General features: G+C 44.7%; 24 protein-coding genes. 13 read left to right on the forward strand and 11 right to left on the reverse strand.

The annotated features are described in order from the left end of the window. Nucleotides 1–13 precede the first annotated feature (13 nt). On the reverse strand, nucleotides 14–886 hold the full coding sequence (locus NCI00_RS27120) for a glycosyltransferase family protein (RefSeq protein ID WP_253532834.1): 873 nt from the start codon (nucleotides 884–886) through the stop codon (nucleotides 14–16). A gap of 212 nt (nucleotides 887–1,098) precedes the next feature. Between NCI00_RS27120 and NCI00_RS27125 the strand changes: the two genes are divergently transcribed. From NCI00_RS27125 to NCI00_RS27135, 3 genes are all read left to right on the forward strand, one after another. Next, on the forward strand, nucleotides 1,099–2,415 hold the full coding sequence (locus NCI00_RS27125) for a TolC family protein (protein WP_253532835.1): 1,317 nt from the start codon (nucleotides 1,099–1,101) through the stop codon (nucleotides 2,413–2,415). Between the two features lie 32 nt (nucleotides 2,416–2,447). Then, nucleotides 2,448–3,554 carry an efflux RND transporter periplasmic adaptor subunit gene (locus NCI00_RS27130; RefSeq protein ID WP_253532836.1) on the forward strand — a complete coding sequence of 369 codons (1,107 nt, stop codon included), beginning with the start codon at nucleotides 2,448–2,450 and terminating at the stop codon, nucleotides 3,552–3,554. A gap of 282 nt (nucleotides 3,555–3,836) precedes the next feature. Then, nucleotides 3,837–5,093, forward strand: coding sequence for an ABC transporter permease (locus NCI00_RS27135; RefSeq protein ID WP_253532837.1), 1,257 nt, complete (start codon nucleotides 3,837–3,839; stop codon nucleotides 5,091–5,093). 14 nt (nucleotides 5,094–5,107) lie between these two features. Here the strand turns inward: NCI00_RS27135 and NCI00_RS27140 are convergent, their stop codons facing one another. Continuing rightward, nucleotides 5,108–5,374: a type II toxin-antitoxin system RelE family toxin gene (locus NCI00_RS27140; protein ID WP_253532839.1), complete on the reverse strand. Its 267-nt coding sequence runs from the start codon at nucleotides 5,372–5,374 to the stop codon at nucleotides 5,108–5,110. After that, the gene (locus NCI00_RS27145) at nucleotides 5,371–5,568 is read right to left on the reverse strand and encodes a hypothetical protein (protein WP_253532841.1); all 198 of its coding nucleotides are present in this window, start codon (nucleotides 5,566–5,568) and stop codon (nucleotides 5,371–5,373) included. The genes NCI00_RS27140 and NCI00_RS27145 overlap by 4 nt, the downstream gene beginning before the upstream one ends. A gap of 45 nt (nucleotides 5,569–5,613) precedes the next feature. Between NCI00_RS27145 and NCI00_RS27150 the strand changes: the two genes are divergently transcribed. Further along, on the forward strand, nucleotides 5,614–6,300 hold the full coding sequence (locus tag NCI00_RS27150; protein ID WP_114463860.1) for an ABC transporter ATP-binding protein: 687 nt from the start codon (nucleotides 5,614–5,616) through the stop codon (nucleotides 6,298–6,300). A 7-nt stretch (nucleotides 6,301–6,307) separates the two neighbouring features. On the opposite strand, the gene NCI00_RS27155 is transcribed toward NCI00_RS27150, so the two are convergent. From NCI00_RS27155 to NCI00_RS27165, 3 genes are all read right to left on the reverse strand, one after another. After that, complete coding sequence (locus tag NCI00_RS27155; RefSeq protein WP_253532843.1) at nucleotides 6,308–6,691, reverse strand: contact-dependent growth inhibition system immunity protein; 384 nt, start codon at nucleotides 6,689–6,691, stop codon at nucleotides 6,308–6,310. 17 nt (nucleotides 6,692–6,708) lie between these two features. Continuing rightward, nucleotides 6,709–7,881, reverse strand: coding sequence for a glutathionylspermidine synthase family protein (locus NCI00_RS27160; RefSeq protein WP_253532845.1), 1,173 nt, complete (start codon nucleotides 7,879–7,881; stop codon nucleotides 6,709–6,711). A gap of 88 nt (nucleotides 7,882–7,969) precedes the next feature. Then, nucleotides 7,970–8,596: a Cj0371 family chemotaxis-regulating polar lipoprotein gene (locus tag NCI00_RS27165; RefSeq protein ID WP_166561030.1), complete on the reverse strand. Its 627-nt coding sequence runs from the start codon at nucleotides 8,594–8,596 to the stop codon at nucleotides 7,970–7,972. Nucleotides 8,597–9,048: 452 nt separating this feature from the next. On the opposite strand from NCI00_RS27165, the gene mdh reads away from it, so the two are divergent. Both mdh and NCI00_RS27175 read left to right on the forward strand, forming a co-directional pair. Next, a complete protein-coding gene (mdh, locus tag NCI00_RS27170; protein WP_114068101.1) occupies nucleotides 9,049–9,978 on the forward strand; it encodes a malate dehydrogenase in 930 nt (309 codons plus the stop codon). Nucleotides 9,979–10,088: 110 nt separating this feature from the next. Then, nucleotides 10,089–12,107, forward strand: coding sequence for a plastocyanin/azurin family copper-binding protein (locus NCI00_RS27175; RefSeq protein ID WP_253532847.1), 2,019 nt, complete (start codon nucleotides 10,089–10,091; stop codon nucleotides 12,105–12,107). 102 nt (nucleotides 12,108–12,209) lie between these two features. Here the strand turns inward: NCI00_RS27175 and NCI00_RS27180 are convergent, their stop codons facing one another. Next, entirely contained in the window at nucleotides 12,210–13,790 is a 1,581-nt protein-coding gene (locus tag NCI00_RS27180) for a hypothetical protein (RefSeq protein WP_253532849.1), read from the reverse strand. Nucleotides 13,791–14,028: 238 nt separating this feature from the next. On the opposite strand from NCI00_RS27180, the gene NCI00_RS27185 reads away from it, so the two are divergent. Further along, complete coding sequence (locus NCI00_RS27185; RefSeq protein WP_253532851.1) at nucleotides 14,029–15,159, forward strand: DmpA family aminopeptidase; 1,131 nt, start codon at nucleotides 14,029–14,031, stop codon at nucleotides 15,157–15,159. Between the two features lie 11 nt (nucleotides 15,160–15,170). Here NCI00_RS27185 and hemA read toward each other — a convergent pair whose 3' ends face one another. Then, nucleotides 15,171–16,442 carry a glutamyl-tRNA reductase gene (gene hemA / locus NCI00_RS27190; protein WP_253532853.1) on the reverse strand — a complete coding sequence of 424 codons (1,272 nt, stop codon included), beginning with the start codon at nucleotides 16,440–16,442 and terminating at the stop codon, nucleotides 15,171–15,173. A gap of 410 nt (nucleotides 16,443–16,852) precedes the next feature. Here hemA and NCI00_RS27195 point away from each other — a divergent pair, with 410 nt between their 5' ends. From NCI00_RS27195 to NCI00_RS27210, 4 genes are all read left to right on the forward strand, one after another. Beyond that, nucleotides 16,853–18,052, forward strand: coding sequence for a sensor histidine kinase (locus tag NCI00_RS27195; RefSeq protein WP_166561035.1), 1,200 nt, complete (start codon nucleotides 16,853–16,855; stop codon nucleotides 18,050–18,052). 353 nt (nucleotides 18,053–18,405) lie between these two features. Beyond that, nucleotides 18,406–19,926 carry a F0F1 ATP synthase subunit beta gene (gene atpD / locus NCI00_RS27200; RefSeq protein WP_114068095.1) on the forward strand — a complete coding sequence of 507 codons (1,521 nt, stop codon included), beginning with the start codon at nucleotides 18,406–18,408 and terminating at the stop codon, nucleotides 19,924–19,926. A 16-nt stretch (nucleotides 19,927–19,942) separates the two neighbouring features. Continuing rightward, nucleotides 19,943–20,182 (forward strand): ATP synthase F1 subunit epsilon, encoded by a 240-nt coding sequence (gene atpC, locus NCI00_RS27205; RefSeq protein ID WP_166561036.1) that lies wholly within the window; start codon nucleotides 19,943–19,945, stop codon nucleotides 20,180–20,182. Nucleotides 20,183–20,299: 117 nt separating this feature from the next. Further along, entirely contained in the window at nucleotides 20,300–21,838 is a 1,539-nt protein-coding gene (locus NCI00_RS27210; protein WP_253532855.1) for a 4Fe-4S binding protein, read from the forward strand. 11 nt (nucleotides 21,839–21,849) lie between these two features. Here NCI00_RS27210 and NCI00_RS27215 read toward each other — a convergent pair whose 3' ends face one another. Together NCI00_RS27215 and NCI00_RS27220 are read right to left on the reverse strand one after the other, a co-directional pair. Beyond that, the gene (locus NCI00_RS27215) at nucleotides 21,850–23,433 is read right to left on the reverse strand and encodes a hypothetical protein (protein ID WP_253532857.1); all 1,584 of its coding nucleotides are present in this window, start codon (nucleotides 23,431–23,433) and stop codon (nucleotides 21,850–21,852) included. 20 nt (nucleotides 23,434–23,453) lie between these two features. Then, nucleotides 23,454–23,984 carry an RNA polymerase sigma factor gene (locus NCI00_RS27220; protein ID WP_114068091.1) on the reverse strand — a complete coding sequence of 177 codons (531 nt, stop codon included), beginning with the start codon at nucleotides 23,982–23,984 and terminating at the stop codon, nucleotides 23,454–23,456. A gap of 298 nt (nucleotides 23,985–24,282) precedes the next feature. Between NCI00_RS27220 and NCI00_RS27225 the strand changes: the two genes are divergently transcribed. Beyond that, entirely contained in the window at nucleotides 24,283–24,807 is a 525-nt protein-coding gene (locus tag NCI00_RS27225; RefSeq protein ID WP_166561040.1) for an NADPH-dependent FMN reductase, read from the forward strand. A 43-nt stretch (nucleotides 24,808–24,850) separates the two neighbouring features. Next, nucleotides 24,851–25,108 carry a hypothetical protein gene (locus NCI00_RS27230; protein ID WP_114462471.1) on the forward strand — a complete coding sequence of 86 codons (258 nt, stop codon included), beginning with the start codon at nucleotides 24,851–24,853 and terminating at the stop codon, nucleotides 25,106–25,108. Nucleotides 25,109–25,150: 42 nt separating this feature from the next. Here the strand turns inward: NCI00_RS27230 and NCI00_RS27235 are convergent, their stop codons facing one another. Then, complete coding sequence (locus tag NCI00_RS27235) at nucleotides 25,151–26,110, reverse strand: YheT family hydrolase (protein ID WP_253532858.1); 960 nt, start codon at nucleotides 26,108–26,110, stop codon at nucleotides 25,151–25,153. Nucleotides 26,111–26,260 lie beyond the last annotated feature (150 nt).

A 26,260-nucleotide genomic window follows, 5' to 3' on the forward strand; every position in this document is an offset into this window, starting at 1 on the left:
AAAAATCATTGGTTTATACCACTTTATAATTCTTGTATTCACCAATGTACCAGCCCGTCAGTTTGGCGACCCAAAGTTTCAGTCGGTATTTTAGGCTCAGGTTTTTATGAGAAATGTCGTGGCTGAACTGCCAATTTTGTCGCTTCAACCGCGCTTGCATTATGTGGGGGTGCGTACCCGTAAATTTGGCCAAAGAATCAATTTGTGAATAATCAAAACCCTCAGCGGAGACTTTAATGTGCTTTTCGGGGTCGCCTGGGTGCCAATATTTATGAATATGAAGGTGTTTTTGCTGCATCACACGCGGGTCTTTCACCCAGCCGTAATGATAAACACTCGCTTCGATGGGCTTGACGCGGAGCTTTTGGTTGTCGTTTTTCCGAAACCCTTGCGCATCGCGGTATGAATAGATGTTTTTGTTGTTTTTGACAATGCGTATTTCGTGGCGGTACCATTGGGGCGAGTCGCCCACGTAATCGTATGAACCGTAAAAATGGATGTACTTAAACAAAAGACCGTCAACGTTGTCGTCATCTTTCCAGCGTTGCATGGCGGTTTTGATGGCTGGAAGGTCTTTTTCGTGGATTACTTCGTCGCCCTGAATGTAAAATGCCCAGTCTGATTTTTTGGAAATTGCCTGAAAAGCCTTGTCGGTCTCTTTGGCGTAGACCGTCCCGCCTTCCCGCAATGACTCATCCCAGATTGTTTCGATGATTCGAATTTTTACGGGGTCTATTTCTTGAATGAGTTGCAGGGTTTCATCTTCACTTTTTCCGACGGCTACCACAAACTCATCACAGATGGGTAAAATAGAGGAAATTGCCTCAACAATCGGGAAGTCAAATTTGACGGCGTTGCGAATAAAAGTAAAGCCTGTGACGTGCATTTTGTTTCGGTTGTCTGTTGCCCTTTGGCCAAAAAATCGGAGGATGGTTGACGAAAAACCTATGAGGTAGGTGGTACGCAAAGGTAAGGGCTTTCTTCCGTTTTATGGCGCTTTTTGTCCGTTTCAAAAACCTTGACTTTGATATTGGTCATAGGTTATGTTGTTTTGAATCGTAATCATTGCCATTATATTAGGAACCTAGTTCATACAGCATGATGAAAAAGACAGCTCTGATTTATATTCTCATTCTCTCGTTCTCGCATCCCATTTTTAGCCAAACCGTTATTAAGGATGTAAGTGAAGCGATTGAATTGGCCAAAAAAAATAATCTTGACCTTCAAATTTCACGACGAAACGCTCAGGTACAGCAGTGGAATATGACGGCGGCCAAAGGCGCCCAGTTGCCGCAGTTAAAATTGACGACGGCCTTTGATTATAATTTTGTCTTGCCTACGCAGTTGATTCCCGCGCAGTTTTTTGGTGGTAGAGAAGGAGAGTTTCGCAGTATTCAATTCGGCGTTCCGTTCAACCTCACGGCAGGCTTGGAAGGAAATGTTCCCCTTTGGAATGCGGGCTTAAAACAGGAGGTAGAGATGGCCAAAGCCAACCAAAAAATCGGTATTTTACAAACCCTAGTCTTGCAAGACGACCTCAGCACGCAAGTCGCACGGCTGTATTTTGCGACGGTTTTTACCCAACAATACATTACCATTACCCAACAAAATCTTGCCAATACTGACAGCATTGCTCGTATAGTTGCGGAGCGCAAAGAAAAAGGCCTGATTGACCAACTCGAATACAATCGTGTGCGCTCCACGCGTTTGGCCATCGAAGACGTACTTCACCAAAATGAAATGGCCTACCAAAAGAATCTAAATCAATTGAGATTGGTGCTGGGAGATTCAACTGCCACGGTGATAACCTCATCTCCCAACCCCGTCTCCTTCAAGGAAAAGGGGGGCGAACTTCCCTCCAGCAATGAGGTGCCCCGCCTACAGCTCCGGGCGGCGCAGTTTTCGTTGGCCAAAGAGCAGGTTAAAAAAGAGCAAAAGCTCCGATTGCCAACGCTTTCGGCTTATGCCCGTTACTCTGAGCAGGCGCAACGCAACCAATTGAATTTTCTGAATTTCAATGAAAAATGGTTTGGAATTGGCGTAGCGGGGCTGCGTTTTGAAGCGCCGATTTACAGCGGACGGATTCGGGAAAGCGGCATTGCTCGCGCTCGGGTCAACGCTGAAATTGCCCAATTGCAACTTGACAACGAAAAACGCAAATATGATTCCGAAACGCAGGATTTACTCATTACTTACAATCAATCGCTTAACTCGCTCAAAATCAATCAGGAAGCATATCAATTGAATGAGGAGAATATGAAATTAGTGCTCATTAAATACAGAGGTGGCATCCTGAGTTATGACCAATACCTGAATGTGTTCAATGAAGTGCTCAACGCCCAAAATAAATACCTCCGCACGTTGGCAGATGTAATGATCAATGGCAAACTGCTGGAAATCAGAAATTCCTATTAATGACAGATTGGAGATTATTAGACCTCATAGCAATGGAAAAGACAGTTATTCGCGTATACACTTATTTACTCATTCTCTCCTTATTTTTTGTGGGTTGTCAACCAAAGTCCGAAACGACCTCGCCCGCTTATAAAGACCTTACCGAAGCAGTCTACGCTTCGGGGAATGTGTTTCCGAAAAATGAGTACAAAGTCGTGGCCAATGCCGATGGGTATTTGCAGCAGCAGTCGGTCAATGAAGGAGATGTGGTGAAAGGGAATCAATTGTTATTTACGCTAGAAAGCCTCTCACAGGATGCCCGCGCCGAGGCAGCAGCCAATATTTACCGGCAGGCCGAAGCCAATTATGCTGATAACTCACCGATTTTGGCCGAATTGGAAGCCGCATTGCGCAGCGCCCGCACAAAACTTGAAAATGACTCCGTTAACTACTTTCGTTACAAAGCATTATACGACCAAAATGCAACCGCTAAAGCCGACCTTGAACGGGTGGAGCTGGTGTATCGTACCTCCAAAAATGAGGTATCGGCCCGCCAAAAAGCGTTGGCACGGACCAAAAGCCAATTGTATGTAGAATTACAAAACACACGTTCCAATTTTCGGGTAAATGCCCGTGAAGGCGATAATTATCGGATTCGGAGCATTGAGTCAGCGCGGGTGTATGAAGTGTATAAAAAAGTGGGAGAATTAGTCCGTAAAGGCGAAGCCATTGCGCTGTTGGGAAATCCCAACGAAGTGTATTTGCAGTTGGCCGTGGATGAAACAGATTTTTCAAAACTCAAAGAAGGGCAGGAAGTATTGATTAAAATGGATGCTTATGGCGACAAAGTGTTTAAAGCCAAAGTCACCAAGATTTATCCCAAGCTCAACAAAGTAGACCAGTCGTTTAGGGTCGATGCCGATTTTGTGGGCGAAAGTCCCTCGGCCTATTACGGCCTGACGGTCGAAGCCAACATCGTTATTTCCAAAAACCCTAAAGCATTGACCATTCCCAAGGCCTATTTGGTGGGAAAAGACAGCGTGTGGATTGAAGAAGGCAAAGAAAAGAAAAAAGTAAAAATTCAAAAAGGAGCCGAAAACTTTGAATTGGTTGAAGTCAAAGGTGGCTTGACGGAGAAGAGTGTGCTAGTGAAAGAGTAGTGAGAACCGAAAAATGTTAAACCGCACGGGCGGCCCCGCGAGAAATGTTAAACTGAAAAAGGAAACAGGTTATAATCTCTGATTTTTAACTTTTCCAGCCTTCTTGTGAGATGCATTGGGATTTCGAATAAGGCGCAAAGCGCCCGAAATACCACAGCCTCGAACGAGAAGGCGAGGCCCAGCGGCGGGGCCGCCTAGGCCAGGAGCGAAACGACCAAATGTGAATGCAATAGATGCCTCCGCGCGGCGGACCGTCGGCATGACAAAGCGTAAACAAAAACCATGAACCTCAATCTCTCCTTCCAAATTGCTAAAACCCACCTTTTAGCCAAAAAACGCCAAACGTTGGTGGCCATGTTGGGCGTCACCTTTGGGATAGCGATGTTTATCGTCATGATTAGCTTCATGCAGGGTGTCAACCAATTTTTGGAAGATTCCGCGCTGGATGCCAGTCCACACGTACGCATTTACAACGATGTCAATACCCAGCGGCCCAGCATCCTTGATGCGGTTGAAAATGGTGACGACCAAATAAACATTGTCTATCACCAAAAACCCAAACAACAACTGACCCGCATCAAAAACGGGCTACAAATGGTGAGCATGATTGAGCAAATGCCGGGCGTGTTGGGTGTTTCGCCAGAGGTAAGTTCGCAGGCATTTTTCAATAATGGCCCCATTCAGATTTCGGGCGTGATTGCGGGGATTGATTACCCGCGCGAAAACCGATTGTATAATCTGGATAGCCGGATAAAAACGGGCAGTTTTAAGTCGCTTTTGGCCAATCCCAACGGCATTGTGTTAGGGGCTACATTGGCCCGAAAGCTCAATGTAAAAGTAGGCGATAAAGTAAGCGTGACCACACCACTTGGCGGCAATATCACTTTACGCGTGGTCGGTACTTTTGGATTTGGAATTGGCACGGTCGACAATATTCGTTGTTATACGAGCATCAGCACAGTTCAGGAGATACTCGGAAAAGACGCAAGTTATATCACCGATATTCACATCAAAATGAACGACCCGTTGCAAGCCATTGCCTTTGGTAAAAATCTCAGTAAACAATTCAATACCTATACCGAAGATTGGTCTACGGCCAATCAGGCCATTCTGGCGGGCGAGAAAATCCGTAATGTAATGACGTTTGTGGTGTCCATAACACTGCTAGTGGTGGCAGGTTTTGGAATTTACAACATCATGAACATGAACGTTATTAATAAACTCAAAGACATTGCCATTCTGAAAGCGACGGGTTTTGGCGGCAAAGATGTGGTGGCGGTATTTCTGTTGCAAGCCATCATCATTGGCTTGGCGGGAGGATTGTTGGGGTTGGTTATTGGATTCGGAATCAGCTATCTTTTGTCCATTTCCCCGTTTGAAACGGGTGATATGATTAGCCTCAAAACATTTCCCGTGGTTTTTCGCGTCGAATATTACGTGATGGGGCTGGCTTTTGGCTTGATTACGACCATTTTAGCGGGGTATTTCCCTTCCAAAAAAGCCTCTAAAATTGACCCGGTAGCGATATTGAGAGGGTAGGTTAACGAAAATATCTATGGGAAATACTTATAAATATCTTTACGGTGGTCAAATGTTACAAAGTAGACGATATTATCAATCACATTTAAACCAATTCGGTAATCACCAACTCTGATTCGATAATAAGTACTATAACCTGCCAATTTCTTGATTTTAGGAATGTCTTCTATGGCGGAAGCGTGTTCTACGGAGACAATTATCCTATAAATGGCATCCTGTAAAGCTTTATCTTTTAGCTTTTGGAGTTGTTTTAGAAAACTTGATTTGAACTCAATGGTCATTTACCCAATGCTTTCATGATCTCATCACGACTCACGCCGGAAGTTTTCATTCCTTCGGAGATTTTATGAGCAATCACATGCTCCTCTAATTCTTTAGAAGTTACATAACGGGCTCGGATGCCTAACTTTTTGGCAAGGTCCATGAGAATTTTTAAGTCATTTTTAGACTCACTTTCAAATAGTGCCGCTGTCATAATGTATCTGTTTTTACAAAAATAATTAAAAAGTTAACACTAACCATGAGCAATACGGTTCTTCAGGCCAGCCATATCAACAAATATTTCTACGAGCCAGAAAAGTTTCAGGTGTTGGAGAATGTCAACTTTGAAGTGAAAAAAGGGGAGTTTTTGTCAATCGTCGGTAAATCTGGTTGCGGCAAGTCTACATTGCTGTATATCCTTTCGACCATGGATACCGACTACGAAGGCAATCTGGAAATGAACGGCAGTCGCCTCACGGGCCTGAGCCAAGACCGCCTCGCCGACTTTCGCAATGAGCATCTGGGCTTTGTGTTTCAGTTTCACTTTTTGTTGGCGGAGTTTACGGTATTACAGAATGTGATGTTGCCAGCGCAAAAACTGGGAAAATACAGCACCAAAGAGATTGAAGCGCGCGCCTACGAAAAACTAAAATTGGTCAACATGGAAGACTACGCCCGCAAGCAATCTTCCAAACTGTCGGGCGGACAGCAGCAACGCGTAGCCATTGCCCGCGCGCTCATCAACGACCCGACCATCATCATGGGCGACGAGCCGACGGGCAACCTCGACAAAGCAAATTCAAATCTAGTCTTTGATATTTTTCGTAAAATCTCCCACGAAAACCACCAAACCATCATCACCGTTACCCACGACCCCGACTTCGCCAAAGGCGGCGATAGAATCATTGAAATGTCGGATGGGAAGATTGTGAGCGGGGGGAGGTAATATGTATTTACATTACAATTCTTGATTGTCTGTCCAGCTTTCTTGCGTTAATTTCCGTTATATTTTGGTCAATGATATTTTTAAGGTGTAATTTCAATTGAGGGTTTTCTATCCAAAAATGTAGTTCACATTTTGAGACGCTCTCTAACAAATCACCCTCATAGAAATCGGCTTCAACAAAAGGATCTTTATCCAAAATATTTAAAGCAAATGGAATCAAATATTTTAAAGCAATATTTTGACCAATCAGGATACGTAAATCAGAAGCCGTAAAATTATGAATTGGAATTGACCACAGTTTATGGATTTTTCTTAATAAATGACTGTCAAATTCTAATGTTGACAGATCATATTTTTCCAAATCATTTAAAGTTTTTAAAGCTGGATTCATGTTATATATTTGTCTTGTCACTCCACCAAATGCCCCACAAACTGCGCCGTATTGTCAATGATTTTTCCACCGCGACGATAGCCTAACCCACAGGCGTCGCCCGCCCAAAATACGCCAGCTTGGTAGCGTTGGCCTAGGGCGTCGCGCGGGAACTCTACGTATTCCTGATAGATTTTTTCATAATCACCGTAGTCGCCGTCGGCGGCCGTGATGACCGTGCCGTTGGTTTCCAGAATGCGTACATTGGCCCCTTCTCGGCCAAAGAGTACCTTTTCCACACTTACTTTATTGGGAAGCGGCTGTGCCGTAGTGGGCAACAAAAGAGGGTGATTCGGGTACAAATCCCACAACAATTTCAAGATATATTTTGATTGAAACAGCAGCGTATACGCAGGGTTGATAATGACCGCTTTGCCGTTTTTAACGATTTTTGTCAATAATTCCGCCAATTCGGGTTCGTCGTAGCCGATGTATTCCCAGGGTACGAGCTTAAACCAAAAGTCAAATTGCTCGAACTTCCCGTTTTTGGGATTTTGCTTGAAAATCCCTTCGGTGGCCGTAAATTCCACTTCGTCCATGTAGCTAAATTCTACGTCAAAACCAGCTTCACGAGCGGCTTCACCGAGTACGGCTACGTTGGTGTCGTCCTCGGGGGCGTCGCGCATGGTTGAGAACAGCAGCGTGGGCGTTAGGTGCATATTGCGGCGGCGAAGCTCGGCAAACTGCTCTTTCAAGGCCTCATACACATTGTTGAACTGCTTGCTTTCATCCATGTGGTTGGCCTTGAGGTGTGCCCATTGCACCACGGCCGTTTCGGGAATGCAGGTAGCGGTGTCGGCGTTGAATTCAATGAGTTTGATGGGTTCTCTGCTTACGCCTCCTGCCAAGTCAAAACGCCCATAGATGTGCCAATGACGGTCGTCTTCCCACGTCAGTTTTATCAATTCAATGAGACTTTCTGGAATGCCCATTTCCTTCCACAGATTGCGGTCAATGGCGTGTTGAGCGGCCTCTGCATAAATCTCATACAGTTCGTTGGCGGCATTGTAATAAGCGTCTGCTTCGTAGGTCTTCACCGTGACCGCCTCGTTGGTTAGATAAGGTAACGTATCAGCCCCGAGCATCCAGTCCCAGCCTACATTGCGTAGTTGAGCTTCGGGACTGTTATTCAAATATCTTGTGTTGATCATTTTTTATCAAATATAAGTTCACGCAGAGCCGCTAAGTCGCAGTGTTTTTGCGTCTCTGCATCTTATGCTTCTTTAAGTGAATAAAAAACTAACTCCCAGAACTACGGCTGCGGCTGAAAAATCCACTTCGGCTGCTGCTGGGCCGTGAAGCAAAGCTTTTGCGGTGGCTGTGGTAACTTTCGTGAATACCAGCCGAACGCTGATAAACGGAAGAGTTGGCATAAGCCCCTGAGCTGTATTGGCGCTCGCGCCCTTCATTATAGAATTGAGAATTATTGTTCCGACCCAACATATACCCCATACCGCCCCACAGCAAGGCATTTGATAATGAACTGCTGTGATGATGATGCGAATGGTAGTGATTCGGGTTGTTGTAATAGTCGCGGGTGGTCGAGTCGGTTTTGACCAATCTTTGTGCTTCCGCCACGGTGAGCGTGTCGCGTCGCCCGTCAAAATAACGGACTATGGCGCCCGCTTCTTTATCACTACTCACGGCGACTTCGTCCGTGATTTTATACTCACCGGGTTTCATTTCGGTGATGTACGTTTTTACAGGGCGCCCTTTAAAAGGGGCCTCCTGTTGTTTTTGCTCGTCGTCGGAACTGCCGCAGCTTTGGAGCATCATTCCTCCGTTCAATAACGCCACCGTCAGGGCAGCGCCGATTGTAATGTCTTTGACAGTCTTGACGACGGCCCCTTGACGTTTAGGTGTCATGTGTGTAAAGGTTGTTTGATAATCAACGATAAAGTTAATGTTTCATGGCTGAAAAAGGTAACGTAAAGGTAAGGTATTGATTTAAAGGCCACCAACGAAATCGGATGAACAGCCATTTTTTAGAAAGTCGCTCTTGTAAACCTTGGATGAACGGTAAAAGAAAGAATGCACCAGACGGTTTGCACGGGGGCGCTCAGGCAGCCAGATTCAGTATCGTGCGTCCGACGGTTCTGAACCGTCAGACGCATGGTTCGTTCGGAGAGTTTAGGAAGTTCTGTTCCAAACCATCACTCACAGAAGGAAAGAGGTTTTATTTGTAACTTCCTAAATACCGCTTCACTATATGTTTTTAGCATTAAAAATGCCTTTAAGAGTAGCTTTAAAAGGTTTTCACCCTATATTTACGGCCGGTTTAAAAAAAACGTTAATTCACCAATAAATTCATAATCCCAATGAAAATTACCGTAGTAGGAGCAGGGGCAGTAGGCGCAACCTGCGCTGACAACATCGCTCGCCGTCAGTTGGCTCAGGAAGTAGTATTGCTCGACATCAAAGAAGGCTTATCGGAAGGAAAAGCCCTTGATATGTTTCAAACCGCTACTTTGAACGGATTCGATACCAAAATCACTGGTTCGACCAACGACTACGAAAAAACCAAAGGTTCGGAAGTAGTAGTAATCACTTCAGGAATTCCGCGCAAGCCCGGCATGACGCGCGAAGAACTCATTGGCATCAATGCGGGTATCGTTAAGGGAGTTGCCGAAAATATTCTAAAATATTCTCCAAAAGCCATCATCATCATCGTTTCCAATCCAATGGACACCATGACCTACTTGGCGTTTAAAGAATTGGGATTGCCCAAAAAACGCATCATCGGAATGGGCGGTATTTTGGACAGCGCACGTTTCAAAACCTACTTATCAATGGCGATGAACGTATCTCCCAACGACCTTCACGGAATGGTAATCGGTGGGCACGGTGACACCACCATGATTCCTTTGACCCGTTTGGCTACCTACAACGGTATTCCAGTAAGCCGTTTCTTGTCCGAAGAAAAACTACAGCAAGTAGCCGCCGACACCATGGTGGGCGGAGCTACCCTGACTAAATTGATTGGTACTTCAGCTTGGTACGCCCCGGGTGCGGCGGTAGCTACGTTGGTAGAAAGCATCGTTCGTGACCAAAAGCGCATTTTCCCTTGTTCAGTATATCTTAATGGCGAATATGGCCAAAAAGACATTTGCTTAGGTGTTCCAGTAGTAATTGGTGCTGGCGGTTGGGAAAAAATCATCAGCCTACGTTTGAGCGAAGCTGAAAAAGCAACGTTTGCCAAATCGGCCGATGCGGTTCGCACGATGAACAACGTACTTTCAACGATGTAATTGACGTTAAGTTCTTAAAAAGAAAAGCGGGGCGCCTTGTGTACCTCGCTTTTCTTTTGGGTAAAAGCAGGGCTAAGTGGTCTTTATCAGTTAAAACAAGGTTGCTGTTCATGAAAAAAATCGTTTTATATTCATTCATTCTGTCGTTTGCTTCGGTACTCGTGGGCCAGACGCAAAACCGTCCCATGACCGAAGAGGATTATTATCGAATTGTCACACTTCCCATTCCCGAAAATGTCCAATTGGAAGTCGGAGGCTTGTCAGTATTGCCAGATGGCCGCTTGGCCGCCTCTACCCGTCGCGGAGAAGTTTGGATGATTAACAATCCTTACCTAAAAGGTTCTGGACAACCTACTTACAAGCGTTTTGCGCACGGTTTGCACGAGCCATTGGGCCTCCTGTACCGTCCAGACGGCTCCTTTTTGCTTTCGCAGCGGGGAGAAATTACGCATTTGGTAGACTCTGATGGCGACGGGGTTGCCGATGTCTACGAGTCATTTTATAAATGGCCTTTGTCGGGCAATTACCACGAATATTCGTATGGCCCAGTATTGGCCCCCAACGGTGATTTGCTGGTTACGCTCAATTTGGACTGGATTGGCCACGGGGCGAGTTTGGCAAAGTGGCGCGGCTGGTTGTTGAAGTTCGACGACAAAGCCAATATGAAGCCCATTGCCACGGGCTTGCGCTCACCCGCGGGCTATATTGCGCTACAAAACGGCGACATGTTTTACACCGAAAACCAAGGTGACTGGGTTGGGTCTGGCCGCATGACGCACTTAGAAACAGGAGATTTTGCGGGTAATCCCGAAGGGCTTGTTTGGAGTCAAGACCCCGAATCCCCTGTAAAATTGACCATGAAAGACATTCCTGATACGGGCGAGCCTTTATACGATGTTGCCAAACGGGTGCCTGGCCTGAAAGCTCCTGCGGTTTGGTTTCCGCATACGCTAATGGGAATTTCAACGTCAGATATTAAAGAAGACATGACAAAAGGGGCTTTTGGGCCTTTTGAAGGGCAATTGTTTGTGGGAGACCAAGGCCATAGTAAAATTATGCGGGTGATGCTTGAGAAAGTAAAAGGCCGCTGGCAGGGTATCTGTTTTCCTTTTCGGGAAGGATTTCAGTCGGGGATTTTGCGGATGGTCTGGGGATTGGATGGTTCGATGTTTGTAGGGCAAACCAGTCGGGGTTGGTCGGCTACAGGCAAAGACCCGTTTGGTATCCAACGGTTGGTGTGGACGGGGCAAATGCCTTTTGAAATGAAAAAAGTTATCTCGAAGCCTGATGGTTTTGAAGTAGAATTTACGTTGCCCGTTGATAAAAAAACGGCGCAGGATCCAGCCTCGTACCAGTTCAATTCGTTTACCTACAAATATCACCACAACTACGGAAGCCCCATCATCAATGCTTCTGAGCGAGCAATACGCCACATTGTTGTGTCGGACAATGGCCTGAAAGCCAGAATTGTGTTGGACAGTTTAAAACTGGGCTATATCCACGAAATCAAAGCCGAAGGAATTCGGTCGGCGGCGGGTTTGCCTTTGTTACATAACGTAGGTTACTATACTCTGAATGAAATTGCAGAAGGTGAAAAAATCCCCGCGTCTCAATGGACGGTAAGTGTATCAAAGCCAGCCGATAATTCAATGACGGCTCACAGCGGGCATACCATGCCTGTGTCTACAACCGCTGCGCCCAAAGGGCCAAGTACTGCAAAAAGGAACGTTGAACAACCAGCAGACTGGACAAATGGGCCTGACCAAGTGATAACTCTTGGTACAGTGCCAGGATTAAAGTTTGACATAACTCAGGTGCAAGTAAAAGCGGGAAGCCGGATAAAATGGGTATTCAACAACAACGATGACATGCTTCACAATTGTGTTATTGTAAAACCTGGAACGGCCAATCCAATCGGCGAATCCGCCATTAAGTTAGGGCTCAAAGGGCCTGATTTACAGTATGTTCCTAAGTCATCAAATGTATTGTTTCATACCAATATTTTGCAGCCCGAAACAAGCGAAGCTATTTATTTTATTGCCCCCAACGAACCTGGCGACTACACTTTTCTATGTACGTTTCCTGGACACCATACCTTGATGCAGGGCAAGTTGAAAGTGACCAAATAAAAAAATAGGATAATTGTCCGGGGGCTTTAGTACTTGGCAATGAAGTAACAAAAAACGACCGCCAAGCTTGCTTGACGGTCGTTTTTTGTATAATCCGTGTACTTATTGACGGGCCCGATTCTGTGATTCCAAGGGTGTAAAATCCTTGAAAGCGCGGCCGATGGCCTTATCGGTGGCTTCTTTTTTGTTTTCCCAACCAGCATCCAAATCGAGCGTTACCAGTCCTTTGATGGAAAGCGCGGCTTTAAATTCATCGCGTTTTTTGGCGTAATCTGGCTGACGGCGGGCCGCTTTGAGTGCATATTCACGCGCAAAAACGTCGCCCTTGTTTTGAATCTCAATTTTCTTTTCCAACACATAATTATATCGGTCCAGCAAATCGCGTAACGGTTTCCCAATGACCTCGGCGGCTTCTAAGGCTCCGATGGTGACAATCGTTGTACCACCCACAGCCGATACAATGGATTTAGTTTGTGGCGTTTTTATGATGGCTGGGGAAAGACCCGTCGTTGCGCCCAAGCCAGCATTGACCATCGACCGATTCTTTTTTCCTTTTTTTGCTTTTAAGTAAGATCTTTTGAGTTCTTGCTCTTTCTCACTGAGTTGTGTAACGAGATTCCAAGCTTCTACCAAGGAGCTCCGGTACATTTCATAAAGTTGGCGATCTTTCTCGGCTTCATTGACGGCATTGAGAATCGTAAATCTGATTTTGCGCTCATCACGGTTTTGCTCTTTATCAATCACGAAAAAAGTGATGTTAAATGACAAAGAATCGTAGGGATCTTTAACGAAATCATAATTAGGTGTCCAAATAAACTCGTATTGGTTGGGTGTATTTCGTACCAGCGTACTCGCTGGAACATCTGGATTGTCGGTTACTAAGTCAAACGTAGCAATATCATCATCGCCATTAGGGTCAGACAAGAAAAACTTAAGATTGATAGTTGCGTTTTCTTTGGACTTAAAATATTCTCCTTTAGGAATCTGAATAATGCTCGGGGGCAAATCCATCTGCGTAGCCTCAATTTTTAGACGTCCTTTGGCCCGCGCTTTGGCGGGCTGGTCTTCCACAAAAAAATCAATAAAAATCGGGTTTGATTTGAGGTTATTAAACTGCGTCAATGAAGGTTGCCACGTAAGTTCTCCTGCCGAACTAAGCTTTGCGCCTTCGGGTAAGGTCTCCGTGACGGGAATGATGACCAAAGGGTCGCTGTCATCGTCTTTGAGCGTATTGGCGTCTATTTTATAAACATTCTGCGTGCGGTTTTGTACGTAAAAAGGCTTTAAATCTTCGACCCGTGGTGGGCGATTGACGTGAAATACCTTGAGCTCTACCGAACGGGTAGTGGTTTCGTTTTGATTGTTTCGGGCCTCAAAAATAACCTGAATATTTTTTTGCGTATTGGTGCGGTCGGCCAAGTCGTAGGAGGGAACCCACGCAAAGTGGCCCGTTGAGTCAAACGACATTCCTTCAATCAACCCTTGCATAATGACAAAAGTCACCGAGTCGCCTTTGCCACCTGATGTTTTTAATGTAAATTCTAAACGACTTCCTTCCGATACCCAATTCCAATTGGGTTCGGTAGGGACTTCGATTTGGAAACTGGAACGATTGTCCTGCGCTCGGAGTAATGTATAGGAGAAAAGAAACAGCAGGACAAGGAAATGAACCGAATATTTCATAATAACAGCTAAATTCTCATCTGATTTAATAAAACGTAAAATTACGGCTTTGATTTTACCTCTCCCTAAAAAATTGCTTTATTTCTACACTAATCTACTTAAAAGATTGAAAATGACGACGTTTAATTGTATAATTTTAAGAATCTTTTAAAATCATTCATTCTTCATTTGTATCGTACCCTAAATACTCGATATTTAACAAACAAGACCTTTATTCACGAAAAAATATCACCTCAAAATGACTCGCCATTATGCTCTCTTGATAGGATTAGTCGTTGGAATCCACCATGCTACTTTTGCCCAAAACAAACGCCTGCGCGACCTTGGGGTAAAAATAGGAATACTGCCAACGGGTAAATTAAATGCCATTACGGATGTGGCAGGGGTAAAAGTTGGGCAAACCACGCTGAATGCGGGAGATAGTATACGTACGGGGGCGACGGTTATTTTACCGCACGACGGCAATGTGTTTCAACAAAAAATCCCCGCTGCCATTGAATTAGGAAACGGATTCGGGAAACTCGCAGGTTATAGTCAAGTGGCCGAATTGGGTAACATCGAAACCCCCATCGTCTTGACCAACACCTTAAATGTTTCGACGGCGGCCGCCGCGCTGATCGATTGGACATTGACCCAAAAAGGTAACGAAAATGTCCGTTCGGTCAATCCGATTGTGGGAGAAACCAACGATAGTTACTTAAATGATATCAGAGGGCGGCATGTAAAACAGACTGATGTGATAAAGGCTTTGCAAACGGCCTCCTCGGGCAGCGTGGAAGAAGGGAATGTGGGTGCGGGCACGGGGACCGTGTGTTTTGGGTGGAAAGGTGGCATCGGTACTTCTTCCCGAAAACTGCCCGCCCTGTTGGGCGGATACACGGTAGGTGTGTTGGTTCAAACCAATTTTGGGGGTGTATTAGAAGTGGCTGGAGCACCCGTAGGAGTAGAACTTGGTAAGTATTCATTCAAAGAAACCCTTGATAAATCTGGCGATGGTTCTTGCATGATTGTCGTAGCCACCGATGCGCCGCTTGACGCTCGAAATCTGAAGCGTTTGGCAAAACGAGCCTTGATTGGCTTGGGTAAAACGGGAGGAATCATGGCCAATGGAAGCGGCGATTATGTCATTGCATTTTCGACTGCGTACACCATTCCGCACGATTCGAAGTCAAAATTTGAAGAGCAGAAATTGCTTCGAAATGACGATACGTCGCCTTTGTTTTTGGCTGTGATTGAAGCAACCGAAGAAGCCATCCTTAATTCATTATTGATGGCAAAAACGACAAAAGGCTACCAAGGGCACATCGTAGAGGCTCTTCCGGTGCAGAAAGTGGTAGAAATTATGAAAAAGTACGGAAAGGTAAAATAAGCAGCGCGGGCTTATTTGCGCTCTGGCTGTTGTTCCAGATTAAACAAATCATTGAGCACGTCAATGAGCGTTTCGGCTTCTCCGCGCTTACAGGCCGCTTTGAGCTGAAGAACGGGCAGCTTGAGGATTTTTTGCATCATGCTCGATGTGATTTTATCCACTTTTGCAGCTTCATCTTCGTTCATTGATTTCATATAACGAGCCAATTCTTCTTGACGAATTTGCTCCAACGCATTTTTTAGCTTTTGGATTGTGGGAGAAACAACCATTTCTTTCGACCAGTCTCCAAACTCATCCAAGGCTTGTGTAATGATGGCCTCGACCTGTGGGATAGAAGCCAAACGGCGGGTGAGTGCTTCGTTGGCGCGTTGCTGAATGTTATCAATGTTGTACACAATCACCCCAGGAACCTGTTCGGCGTCCATCGCTACACTACGCGGTACCGATAAATCAATCAGGTATTTGAATGAGTACAGGGATTGTTTACGGAGAAGTTCTTTGGTAATAAAAGGTTCGTCGCGCTGAATCGAAGAGATGACCACGTCTGCTTTACGGATTTCTTCTTCTACATTTTCAAAATCTCCTACTTCAAATCCGAGTTCGAGAGCGAGTTGTTCGGCCTTGGCGCGGGTACGGTTGATAACCTTTATATTGGTATATTTCTTTTCTTTCAAATTGCGACAAACATCCGTTCCGATTTCACCCACACCCACGACCAAAATGGAAGGGTTTTCCTTTAAAGTAGTAACGTGCTCAATCAGCTCTACCGCAACATACGAAGTCGAAGCGGCACCATCTCGGAAAGAGGTTTCTTGGGCTACGCGCTTATTGGCAAAGAAAATTGTGTGCAATAAGCGGTGTAAAAACGGCCCCGCCATGCCCAAATCAACCGACCACTGGTACGCGTGTTTGACTTGATTAGGAATCTGCATGTCACCCACTACCTGCGAGTGTAATCCTGTGGCTACCTCAAATAAATGACGTGCCGCGGCATCTTGAGAAGCGTAAAAAGTGAAATAGGAGAGATAGGCTTCGGTATTGATTAGGCCTTTTTCAATCAGAAGTAACTTGGCAATGGCTACGTTGAAATCCTGAGGGGCGTTGTAATAGATTTCCGTGCGGTTACAGGTTGAAACCACCAAGATGTCTGAACCACCAAAAAATTCCTGCACTTTCAACATCAAAGCTTTCGCTTCGTCTTCGTTTAATGCAATTTGCTCCCGGATTTCGAGGGGAGCGGTTTTGTACGAAATGCCTATACTTCTAAACTGTAATGATTCCATGTCACTTGCCTAACAAAAAGTCTACAAAGTTATTTCAAAAACCTATTTCAAAGAATTAAAATGCGCCCACTTAGTAATTTAGAAAGATTATAAATTATTAACCGTAATTCCTTGGCAATATCTGATTAGTTGAGAATGCGTAAGATGACCTTTGGAAGTTTATAATATGATTAAAGTCATATTTTGGAAACTCAAGAGGTGCATCACCAAGCTTTGATTAATCAAAAGAATGTCTGTACTTTTAATTTTATGCCATCGTTTGATTGTACGTACGCATTCTCTCAAAAATTAGATGCGTGATTGAAATTAGGCGCTGTAATTTATACTCATTCTAAATTAATCAAAGGGGCAAAGGTGTTTTCGCCATTTTCAATGTATTTTTATAGAAACCTTTGCGTCTTATCAATGCTATGAAGCTACCGGCAATCGACATTTACAGTCAAAAGAATCTTTATCAAATTTTTATCGGAATCAATCTAGCTTTGATCGGCATCGCTTCCATTATCTATACCTACAATATTGTTGAAAATGTAGATGCCCGTGAAAAACGTCAGTTGAAATTATATGCCCAATTGATTGAATATTCGGCCAATCACTCGATTACGGAAGACTATACTTTCCTGTTTGAAGTTGTAAAAGACAATATTTTTCAAAGTCGAATCCCTACTATTTTGGTGGGAGAGGACAAAGTGCCCATCGACGGCACGAACTTGGATTTGCCTGCGCACGACCCTTCAGAAAAACAAAAGTTACTCATTGAAGCCTTCGAGGAAATGAAAGATGAACATCCGCCGATTGAAGTGGATGTGGCCGGTACGAAACAGTACATTTATTTCAGCGATTCGTCATTATTGGTACAAATGAGGTACTACCCTTATGTTCAGTTGTTGAGCTTGTTGGTGCTGGGGTTCCTTGCATATCTGGTGTTCAGTGCATCGCGCACCGCCGAACAAAACCGCGTTTGGGTAGGATTGGCGAAAGAAACGGCGCATCAGTTAGGAACGCCGATTGCCTCTCTTATGGGGTGGGTGGAGTTTTTTCGGACTGACCCCGAACGTTATCCTGATGAATACACTGGTGAGATTGAGAAAGACGTAAAACGCTTGGAAATGATTACCACACGTTTTTCCAGTATCGGTTCAACGCCCGCGATGAGGCACGAAAATGTAGCGGAGGTTGTGTCCACTTTTTTAGATTATCTCAAACGACGAATTTCAACCAAAGTAAAAGTTACGTTTGTAAATGACCTGCCCGAAGAGCGTCAAATGAACATCAATCGAAACCTGTTTGAATGGGTGATTGAAAATATCTGTAAAAACGCCGTCGATGCCATGACGGGTGTGGGGGCGCTGAAGGTCAGGATTTTTGTGTTGAACAAGCAAGAAATAGCCATTGATATCAGCGATACTGGGAAAGGGATTTCGAGAGGGAACTGGCAAAAAGTATTCAAACCTGGCATCAGCACCAAAAAACGCGGCTGGGGCTTGGGCCTGACGCTTGCCAAGCGGATTATTGAGGAGTATCACGGAGGAAAATTGTTCGTCAAAAATTCGGAAGTAGGAAAAGGAACGACTTTCCGGATTATCCTCAAACAACCGTCGACTTCATAGTAGATGAGTGAAAGTAAAAGTCGGTTTTTTTAAGGGTTGAAAAACATTCTCTCAAAACCCCATTCTGGTAAGTCTTTTAGCTAATTTAAGCAGGTAGTTTGTGCGTGACCAAACTTGCCAAAACCCGTTTTTGCACAAGGATTATTGAAAAAAAATGGCATTTCTATAGAAAATATCCAAAATACTACTCAAGGGTGTTTGGCTTTAATAAAACAAACGACTAATTTTGCGGCCTGAAACTTAAACAGTTAATGCTTAGTAGCAATTCCACAACGGCGCTCCGTTATGGTTACAGATTCAAAAATTAACTACTAACGTATAAACTCATAACGAATAACACTATAACATATACAATGGCAAACACAACAAACATAGGCAAAGTAACGCAGGTGATTGGCCCAGTTGTGGACGTGAGTTTTGAGGGGGAAGGCAAGCGCCTACCATCTATCCTTGATGCTTTGGAACTAACCAAACCCAACGGACAGAAGGTAATTCTGGAATGTCAGCAACACCTCGGCGAAGACCGCGTACGCACCATCGCAATGGAGGGTACCGAAGGGATTCAACGCGGGATGGACGTATTTGACTTGGGAAGCCCCATCACAATGCCCATCGGTGAAGACATCAAAGGGCGTCTGTTCAACGTAGTGGGAGATGCTATCGACGGAATGAAGCAGGTAAGCAAAGAAAACGGCTTATCTATTCACCGTTCAGCTCCTAAGTTTGAGGATTTGGCTACGGCTACCGAAGTTCTTTTCACAGGTATCAAAGTGATTGACCTTTTGGCGCCTTACGTAAAAGGAGGTAAAATCGGTTTGTTTGGTGGTGCTGGGGTAGGTAAGACCGTATTGATCCAAGAGCTGATTAACAACATCGCTAAGGCGTATGCTGGTCTTTCGGTGTTTGCCGGAGTAGGTGAGCGTACTCGTGAAGGAAACGACTTGATGCGTGAGATGATTGAAGCGGGTATCATCAAATACGGTGACGCGTTCAAACACAGCATGGAAGAAGGCGGTTGGGATTTATCGAAAGTAGATTACGAAGAATTGAAAAAATCGCAAGCTACGTTCGTGTTCGGTCAGATGAACGAGCCTCCAGGAGCACGTGCCCGCGTGGCGTTGTCAGGTTTGACGATTGCTGAGTATTTCCGCGATGGAGACGGTACTGGCCAAGGTCGTGATATCCTTTTCTTTATTGATAACATTTTCCGTTTTACGCAGGCAGGTTCTGAGGTATCAGCCCTTTTGGGTCGTATGCCATCAGCCGTAGGTTATCAGCCTACACTCGCAACCGAAATGGGTGCGATGCAAGAGCGTATTACTTCTACCAAGCGTGGTTCAATCACTTCAGTACAGGCCGTTTACGTACCTGCCGATGACTTGACTGACCCTGCTCCTGCTACGACATTTGCTCACTTGGACGCTACGACGGTATTGAGTCGTAAGATTGCCGAGTTGGGTATCTATCCTGCGGTGGATCCACTCGATTCTTCAAGCCGTATTTTGAGTGCTGAAAACCTAGGAGATGCGCACTATAACTGTGCTCAACGCGTAAAACAAATCCTCCAACGCTACAAAGAATTGCAGGATATTATCGCGATTTTGGGGATGGAAGAATTGTCGGAAGAAGATAAACTTACGGTAAACCGCGCTCGTCGTGTACAGCGCTTCTTATCACAGCCGTTCTTCGTGGCAGAAGCCTTTACGGGTTTGAAAGGAGTTTTGGTTGACATCAACGATACCATCAAAGGCTTTAATCAAATCATGGATGGTGAGTTTGACCACTTGCCCGAATCAGCGTTCAACCTTGTTGGAACCATCGAAGATGCCATCGAAAAAGGTGAGCGTCTGTTGAAAGAAGCGGCGGGTAGATAATTAAATCGTTTCCGATATGAATTTAGAAATCATTACTCCCGATAAAAAAATCTTCTCTGGCGAAGTTTCTGCGGTAACTTTTCCAGGTACAGAAGGACAGTTTCAGGTTTTAAATAACCATGCTGCCCTTGTAAGTACCCTCGGACAAGGCGCTATCATTGTAGAAGGGGCCCACAAGGAGACCTTCACGGTAGATGGCGGCGTAGTAGAAGTACTGAACAACAAAGTACTGGTACTGGCCGAATCTATTTCGTAAGATTTTTTTTCGAATATATTACAGGCGCGGGGCTCGAAAAGCTCCGCGCTTTTTTATGCAGAAATCTTTTTAACGGTTTTTGCTGTATATTAGGGGAAGTAAAACTCCCTTTTTGGCATGAAAATTCTCTCTGGTTTGGGCTTAGGCCTGTTTTTGGCGGGTTTCGGGTTATGGCTTTATACGTTGACTATGAATGAGTTTACACTCACTCCCGTCATTTTGAAACAAAACATCAAGCCAGAGCATCAGTCTACATTGGGTACGCGCCTGCAACCCATGCTCAACAAAACCTACAGTAACGGTTGGGCGTTTACTTATGCGTTTGATAATGAGCTAAATGGACTCAATTCGGAGTACAAAGCCGCCCAACAGTGGGATAAGGTGATTTATGACGAATATAGTTTTGCCATTACCAAAGCCGCCGCCCACGGGCCGTTGAAAGAGACCCCGTCCAAGTGGTTTTTCTTAACCTTTGGCTTGGCTATTTTAGGGGCATTGCTTTACATATTGCCCCAATTACGGTTACTTCCTGGTATTAAAAACAATCATATCTTTCAACAATCATCTACCGCAAGAGGGGCTTTGGGGTGGATGGTAGGTACTTTTCTGATTGTTTTTTATATTTTACTTTATTATTTCCCGCAGTACCTCGTCAATTGGACGCTGCTTGTAGACCCACTGAGTAAAGCCCTTAACGGCGGTGAGGCAAGTCGGTGGTTTTTGTACGGGTTTTTGTATACTATTTGCGTGACGGTAATGGGCGTTCGGATGCTGATTAAATATCGCCACAGCAGGTACCAGCAGGTACGTACACTGTCGGTGATGTTTTTTCAGACGGCGGTGGCGTTTATTATTCCCGAGATACTGGTAAGTTTGAACAAGCCTTATTACGATTTTAAAAATATCTGGCCGCTCGATTACGACTTTTTCTTTGATTACAATCTCAATAGTTTGGTTCAAAGTGGTGGTTTGGGGATTTTTATGTTGGTTTGGGGCATTTTGTTGTTTCTAATCGGAGTGCCGATTATGACGTATTTCTTTGGAAAACGCTGGTATTGCTCGTGGGTATGTGGCTGTGGAGGCTTGGCCGAAACACTAGGTGACCCGTATCGTCAACTTTCGGATAAGTCATTAAAGTCTTGGAAAATAGAGCGTTATATTGTACATGGAGTGTTGGTGTTTGCGGTGCTGATGACTGTGATGGTTCTTTACACGTACTTTACGGGCTCGTCCAATGTCCTATTTATTGACAGCTACAGCGTGCGGTCAGCGTATGGTTTTTGGATTGGAGGGATTTTTGCAGGCGTGGTCGGAACGGGCTTTTATCCGCTTATGGGCAACCGCGTTTGGTGCCGTTTCGGTTGTCCATTGGCTGCTTATTTAGGCCTTTGGCAGCGCAAAAAATCACGTTTCCGCATTACAACCAACGGCGGGCAATGTATCTCCTGCGGAAATTGTTCGACGTATTGTGAAATGGGCATTGACGTGCGGGCCTACGCCCAGCGCGGACAAGACATCGTACGCTCATCGTGCGTGGGTTGCGGTATTTGTTCGGCGGTATGTCCGCGTGGAGTACTTAATCTGGAGAATACCTCCGAAGGCTCAAGGGTGATGGTGGCCCCGGAAGTGATGTTAGGCAATGATATGAAACGGTAATTGTGCCACTTTTAAAATCCATACCTCAATCCTGCACCTACGCCGAAGAGGTGAGGTTTGGCTTCAAAAAGTGCATCAGAACGGGTATTGGAGCCAAGCGCCTGTTGGTAATTTCCTGAAATCAACGTGGTCCAGCGTTTGCTCATTTTGTATTGAACCCGCATTCCCGTACTTGCTGACAGCGACAGCGTCTTGTAAGGATTATCGGCTCCGCTTACGGAAACGATGCGCTCCTGTCCTGATTCAAAGCTATTTCGTAAGAAAATATTATTGATAAATCCGCCTATAAGCCAAAGAGATAGCTTGCGTTTGGGCTTGACCAACGCAAATCCAGCTTGCACTGGGACTTGTAAATACTGGTATGCGTTCGAAATGTTTTGATTGGTGGCAAATGACTGAATTTGGGATTTATCGTTCCCTGCACTGGCAAAATCATATTGTTTTGTAAGATTATTGCTCAGATTGACGGCCGCTTCGAGGTTGTTGACGTAACTGTTGGTGTAAACATTGAATCCATTTGTCCCTTCAAAGACAGAATTCCCCTGTAAATAGTTGACTCCTGTTTCGATAGACCAACGTTGGTTTAGTTGTAAACCTCCTTGCCACTGAACCGCGTACGAAAGGGCAGCGCGGTTTGAGCCAGCGTTGGTAGAGTTGGTTGTATTGGCCAACGCATTTTGGCCCGACATCGCAAATGCCCGACCTGCCGAGCTTCCTCCAATGGCCACCCCGGCGTTATAGCTGGCAGGCATAATACCGACCGACGCCCAGTACTCTTTCGTTGAGGCTTTTTTGGGTGCTTCGGCACTGCTTTCTGGTGCCTGATAGGCTACCCAAATTTGTTTTTTGGATAAGCCAGGTAAGTTGCGCAGATTTTTGCCGTCGAGCGCATTAATCTCTACCGCTGGTGTAGCTTCAAAAATAGGTGTGGATATAGTCAATTGGTTAGTAATCAAATCATTCGTTTGCAGGCTGTTTTCTTTGAAGTTTGAATTTGATGGTGGAGTGGCGGATAAAACGGGCAGTGGGCTGGAAGACTGCGTTTTAGCAATTGTACTTTCTTCTTTTATCGCCCATTCTTTTGGTAATTTTTTAGCAATATCGGTAGCACCCGCCTTGTTTTTTTGGTTAGATGAGTTGTCAGTTGAGGCAATAGATGTTTTTTTAGAAAGTTGGAGTGGATTTTCGTCAGCTTGTTTATCTTCTTTTTGTTCAATCGTCGATTGGGCAGTTTGTTCGGCAGAAGCGATTTCAGGGGTTGGTTTTTTATTTTGTTCCTTTGAAATAGCCTCTTTATTGGGAACAATTACTTTCGCTTCATTTTGGGCGATGTTTCCACGCAACGTATCTGAACTGGTGTTTTGACGCAACCACCAGCCCCCTAACGAAATAGCCAACAAAGCCACACCCGCCGCCGCCATCCAATGCATATTTTGCCAACGACGCCACAACGGCAACACTACCACGCGCTCCTTCTCCTCTTCGTCCAAACGTTCCTCTATCCGCGCCCACACCGAATCGGGGGGCATCTCGGAGGCGTCGTCAAACGCTCTGCGCCAGTTTTCCTCAAAATTATTCTGTTCCGACGTATCCATTTTTTCTAACTGAAACCTAATTAAAAACTTTCCAACATCTTTGCCTGTAACAACTGTTTTGCCCGGGCGTATTGCGATTTGGACGTACCTTCTGAAATTCCTAGCATTTCGGCAATTTCATTGTGTTGATAACCCTCGATTGCGTACAGGTTGAACACCGATTGGCAGCCAGGGGGTAATTCGCGTACCAACGACAGCAACTGCTGGTATTGAATACCCGACAGTGCTGTCTCGTTTTCTGCTACGGCATCGGTATGATTATCAATATCTGCTTGCTCTAAATACGCTTTTTCTTTCCGCAAGTATGAAATGGCGGTATTGATGACCACACGCTTAATCCACGCTTCCAACGGACAATCATATCTGAACGTATGTATCTGGGAAAAAACCTTAATAAACGCTTCTTGAAGAACATCCTCGGCCTCAAAACGGCTGCGCGTGTAGCGTTGACAAACGGCAAACATTCTCCCCGCAAAACGCTCATAAAGCGTTCGCTGGGCTATGCGGTCTTTATTTCGACACCCTTCAACTAACGTTCGTTCATCTTTCATGTATGCCGGTATGTTCTAATGACGCACAGGTTTAAAGAAAGGTTGGAATGGGTTATAAAATTTTGTATGCATCGATTTTTGGAGAAAAACTGCAGAGGTGATTTGACGATTTATCATTATTACGGGCTGTTAATTAAAGGTAAAAACGTGATAATGAGTGTGATTGGTTTCCGACAAATTCAAAAAAACAGACCATTGAGCCAGAAAAGTTTAGGCGAATACAAGATGATTTTCGTTTTTATTGAACAATTTAGGGCTGCTTGTCATTTATCTGGTATATAACGTTCCATTTATCAAAATGATAACAATCGTAGTCGGTACCAATCGGCGAAACTCCAAATCAAAAGACGTAGCTTTGTTTTATCAAAAGTTACTCGCCGAATTCAATGCCGAAAGTCAAATTTTGGACATTGCCGAACTTCCTGACGACTTCATAAGGACTGCCTTGTACGAAAATAACGGAAAAAATGAAGTTTTTAATGCCTATCGTAAGATGATGAAGGAAGCCGATAAATTTGTTTTTATCGTACCAGAATACAACGGATCTTATCCTGGGGCACTAAAAGGATTCATTGACGGGCTGGGTTATCCTAGCGAATTGAAGCACAAAAAAGCCGCCTTGGTCGGAATTTCAGACGGTGTGCAAGGGTCGGCGTTGGCGTTGAGTCACTTGATTGATGTATTTCATTACCTAGGATTGAATGTGTTGGCCCAGCGGGTGAAGATTCCGTTTATGAAGAAAAATTTTCAAGAAGGAGAAATTAAAGATGCGCTTATCAATCAACTTATTCGTGAGCAAGCGGAATTGTTGGTAAATTTTTAACTTCGCGGCCTAAACAGGTCAATGTATTAAAGTAACCGAACTTATGGCACACAATTTCGATATTCCGTTTGAAGGAACCGCAGAAACAATTTTGGCGAAAGCAAAACGCGCCATTGAATCAGGAAATGGCACCATGACTGGCGACAGCGCAGCGGGCTCTTTTTCGCTTCCTGCTGGAATCAGCAAGGTGAAAGGTGAATACGCAGTAGAAGATAACAAACTCAAAATAACCATCACCGACAAGCCTATTTATGTGAGTGGCGACATGATTGAGAATATTCTCAAAAAGCACCTGTCGTAACTAAAAGCCCTCGAAAGTCCAAATTTCGAGGGCTTTTTAGTCTTAACTCAAAAAATCCAATGCTCTACGTTCGGACCACGCAAATTCATCGTTTTTGACCAAAAAACCTACGTGTCCGCCCGTTTTTGGGGTTTCTACAAAAATAAAGGGATGCTTTTCGGCCAATGCTTTCGGCGCGCAGTCGGCATTTAAAATAGGGTCGTTTTGGGCGTTACAAATCAAAACAGGAATGCGTACTTCTTTGATGAAATTGACGGCGGATGCCTGTTCGTAAAAATCGTCGGCATCGCGGTAGCCGTTGACGGGCGCAGAAAAAAAATCGTCAAAATCTTTCCAAACTTTAACGTTTTTCAAGCGGCTCATGTCCAATTTGCCTGGGTATAGCTCCGATTTAGCGGCGATTTTTTTCGTTAGTTTTTTCATAAATCGGTCGCGGTAAAACCGATTTTTTGGTAAATCGAGCAGTTCTGCGCTGGTTTTAAGATTGGTAGGGGCTGAAAAGGCGGCCGCGCCTCGTACAACGTCTGGCAGCTCTTTACCCTTTGCTCCCACGTATTTCAAGGAGATATTTCCGCCCATGCTGTATCCCACAAGTACTATTTTTTCGTAGTGTTTGGTGCGCAGTGCGTGATTGATGAGTTCGCTGATGTCGCCAATTTCGCCGTGATTGTACAACCGGAAGGCTTTGTTCATTTCACCGCTACAGGAGCGGCAGTTCCATGCCAACACATCCCAACCGTTTTGCGAAAACAATTTGGCGGTTCCTTTGATGTAATGTCTTCCCGAATCGCCTTCCAAACCGTGCGTTAGTACCACCAGTTTTTTACTACGTGTATCGAGCCAATCAATATCCACAAAATCACCGTCTGAGAGCAAGAATCGCTCGCGCTCGTATGTCACTCCTTCAATCTTCCGAAAAACACTGGGAATGATGGTTTGCAAATGACCATTGAACAGATAACGAGGTGGGCCTGGATAGGTTGACTGATTAATAATGGGCATTAGAACATATTTTTTACAAAATTGACGGTAATTTTTAAGAAATCGTCAATTTTTGTACCAAACATTCTTTGGACATTGTTCGAAAAAATCATTACTCGGTCGACTCGATAGGTTGATAGAGTAGAACTTTCAACGTATTTTTGCAGTTAA

The sequence above is a fragment of the Runella salmonicolor genome, from assembly GCF_024158025.1.
Taxonomy (GTDB): Bacteria; Bacteroidota; Bacteroidia; order Cytophagales; family Spirosomataceae; genus Runella; species Runella salmonicolor.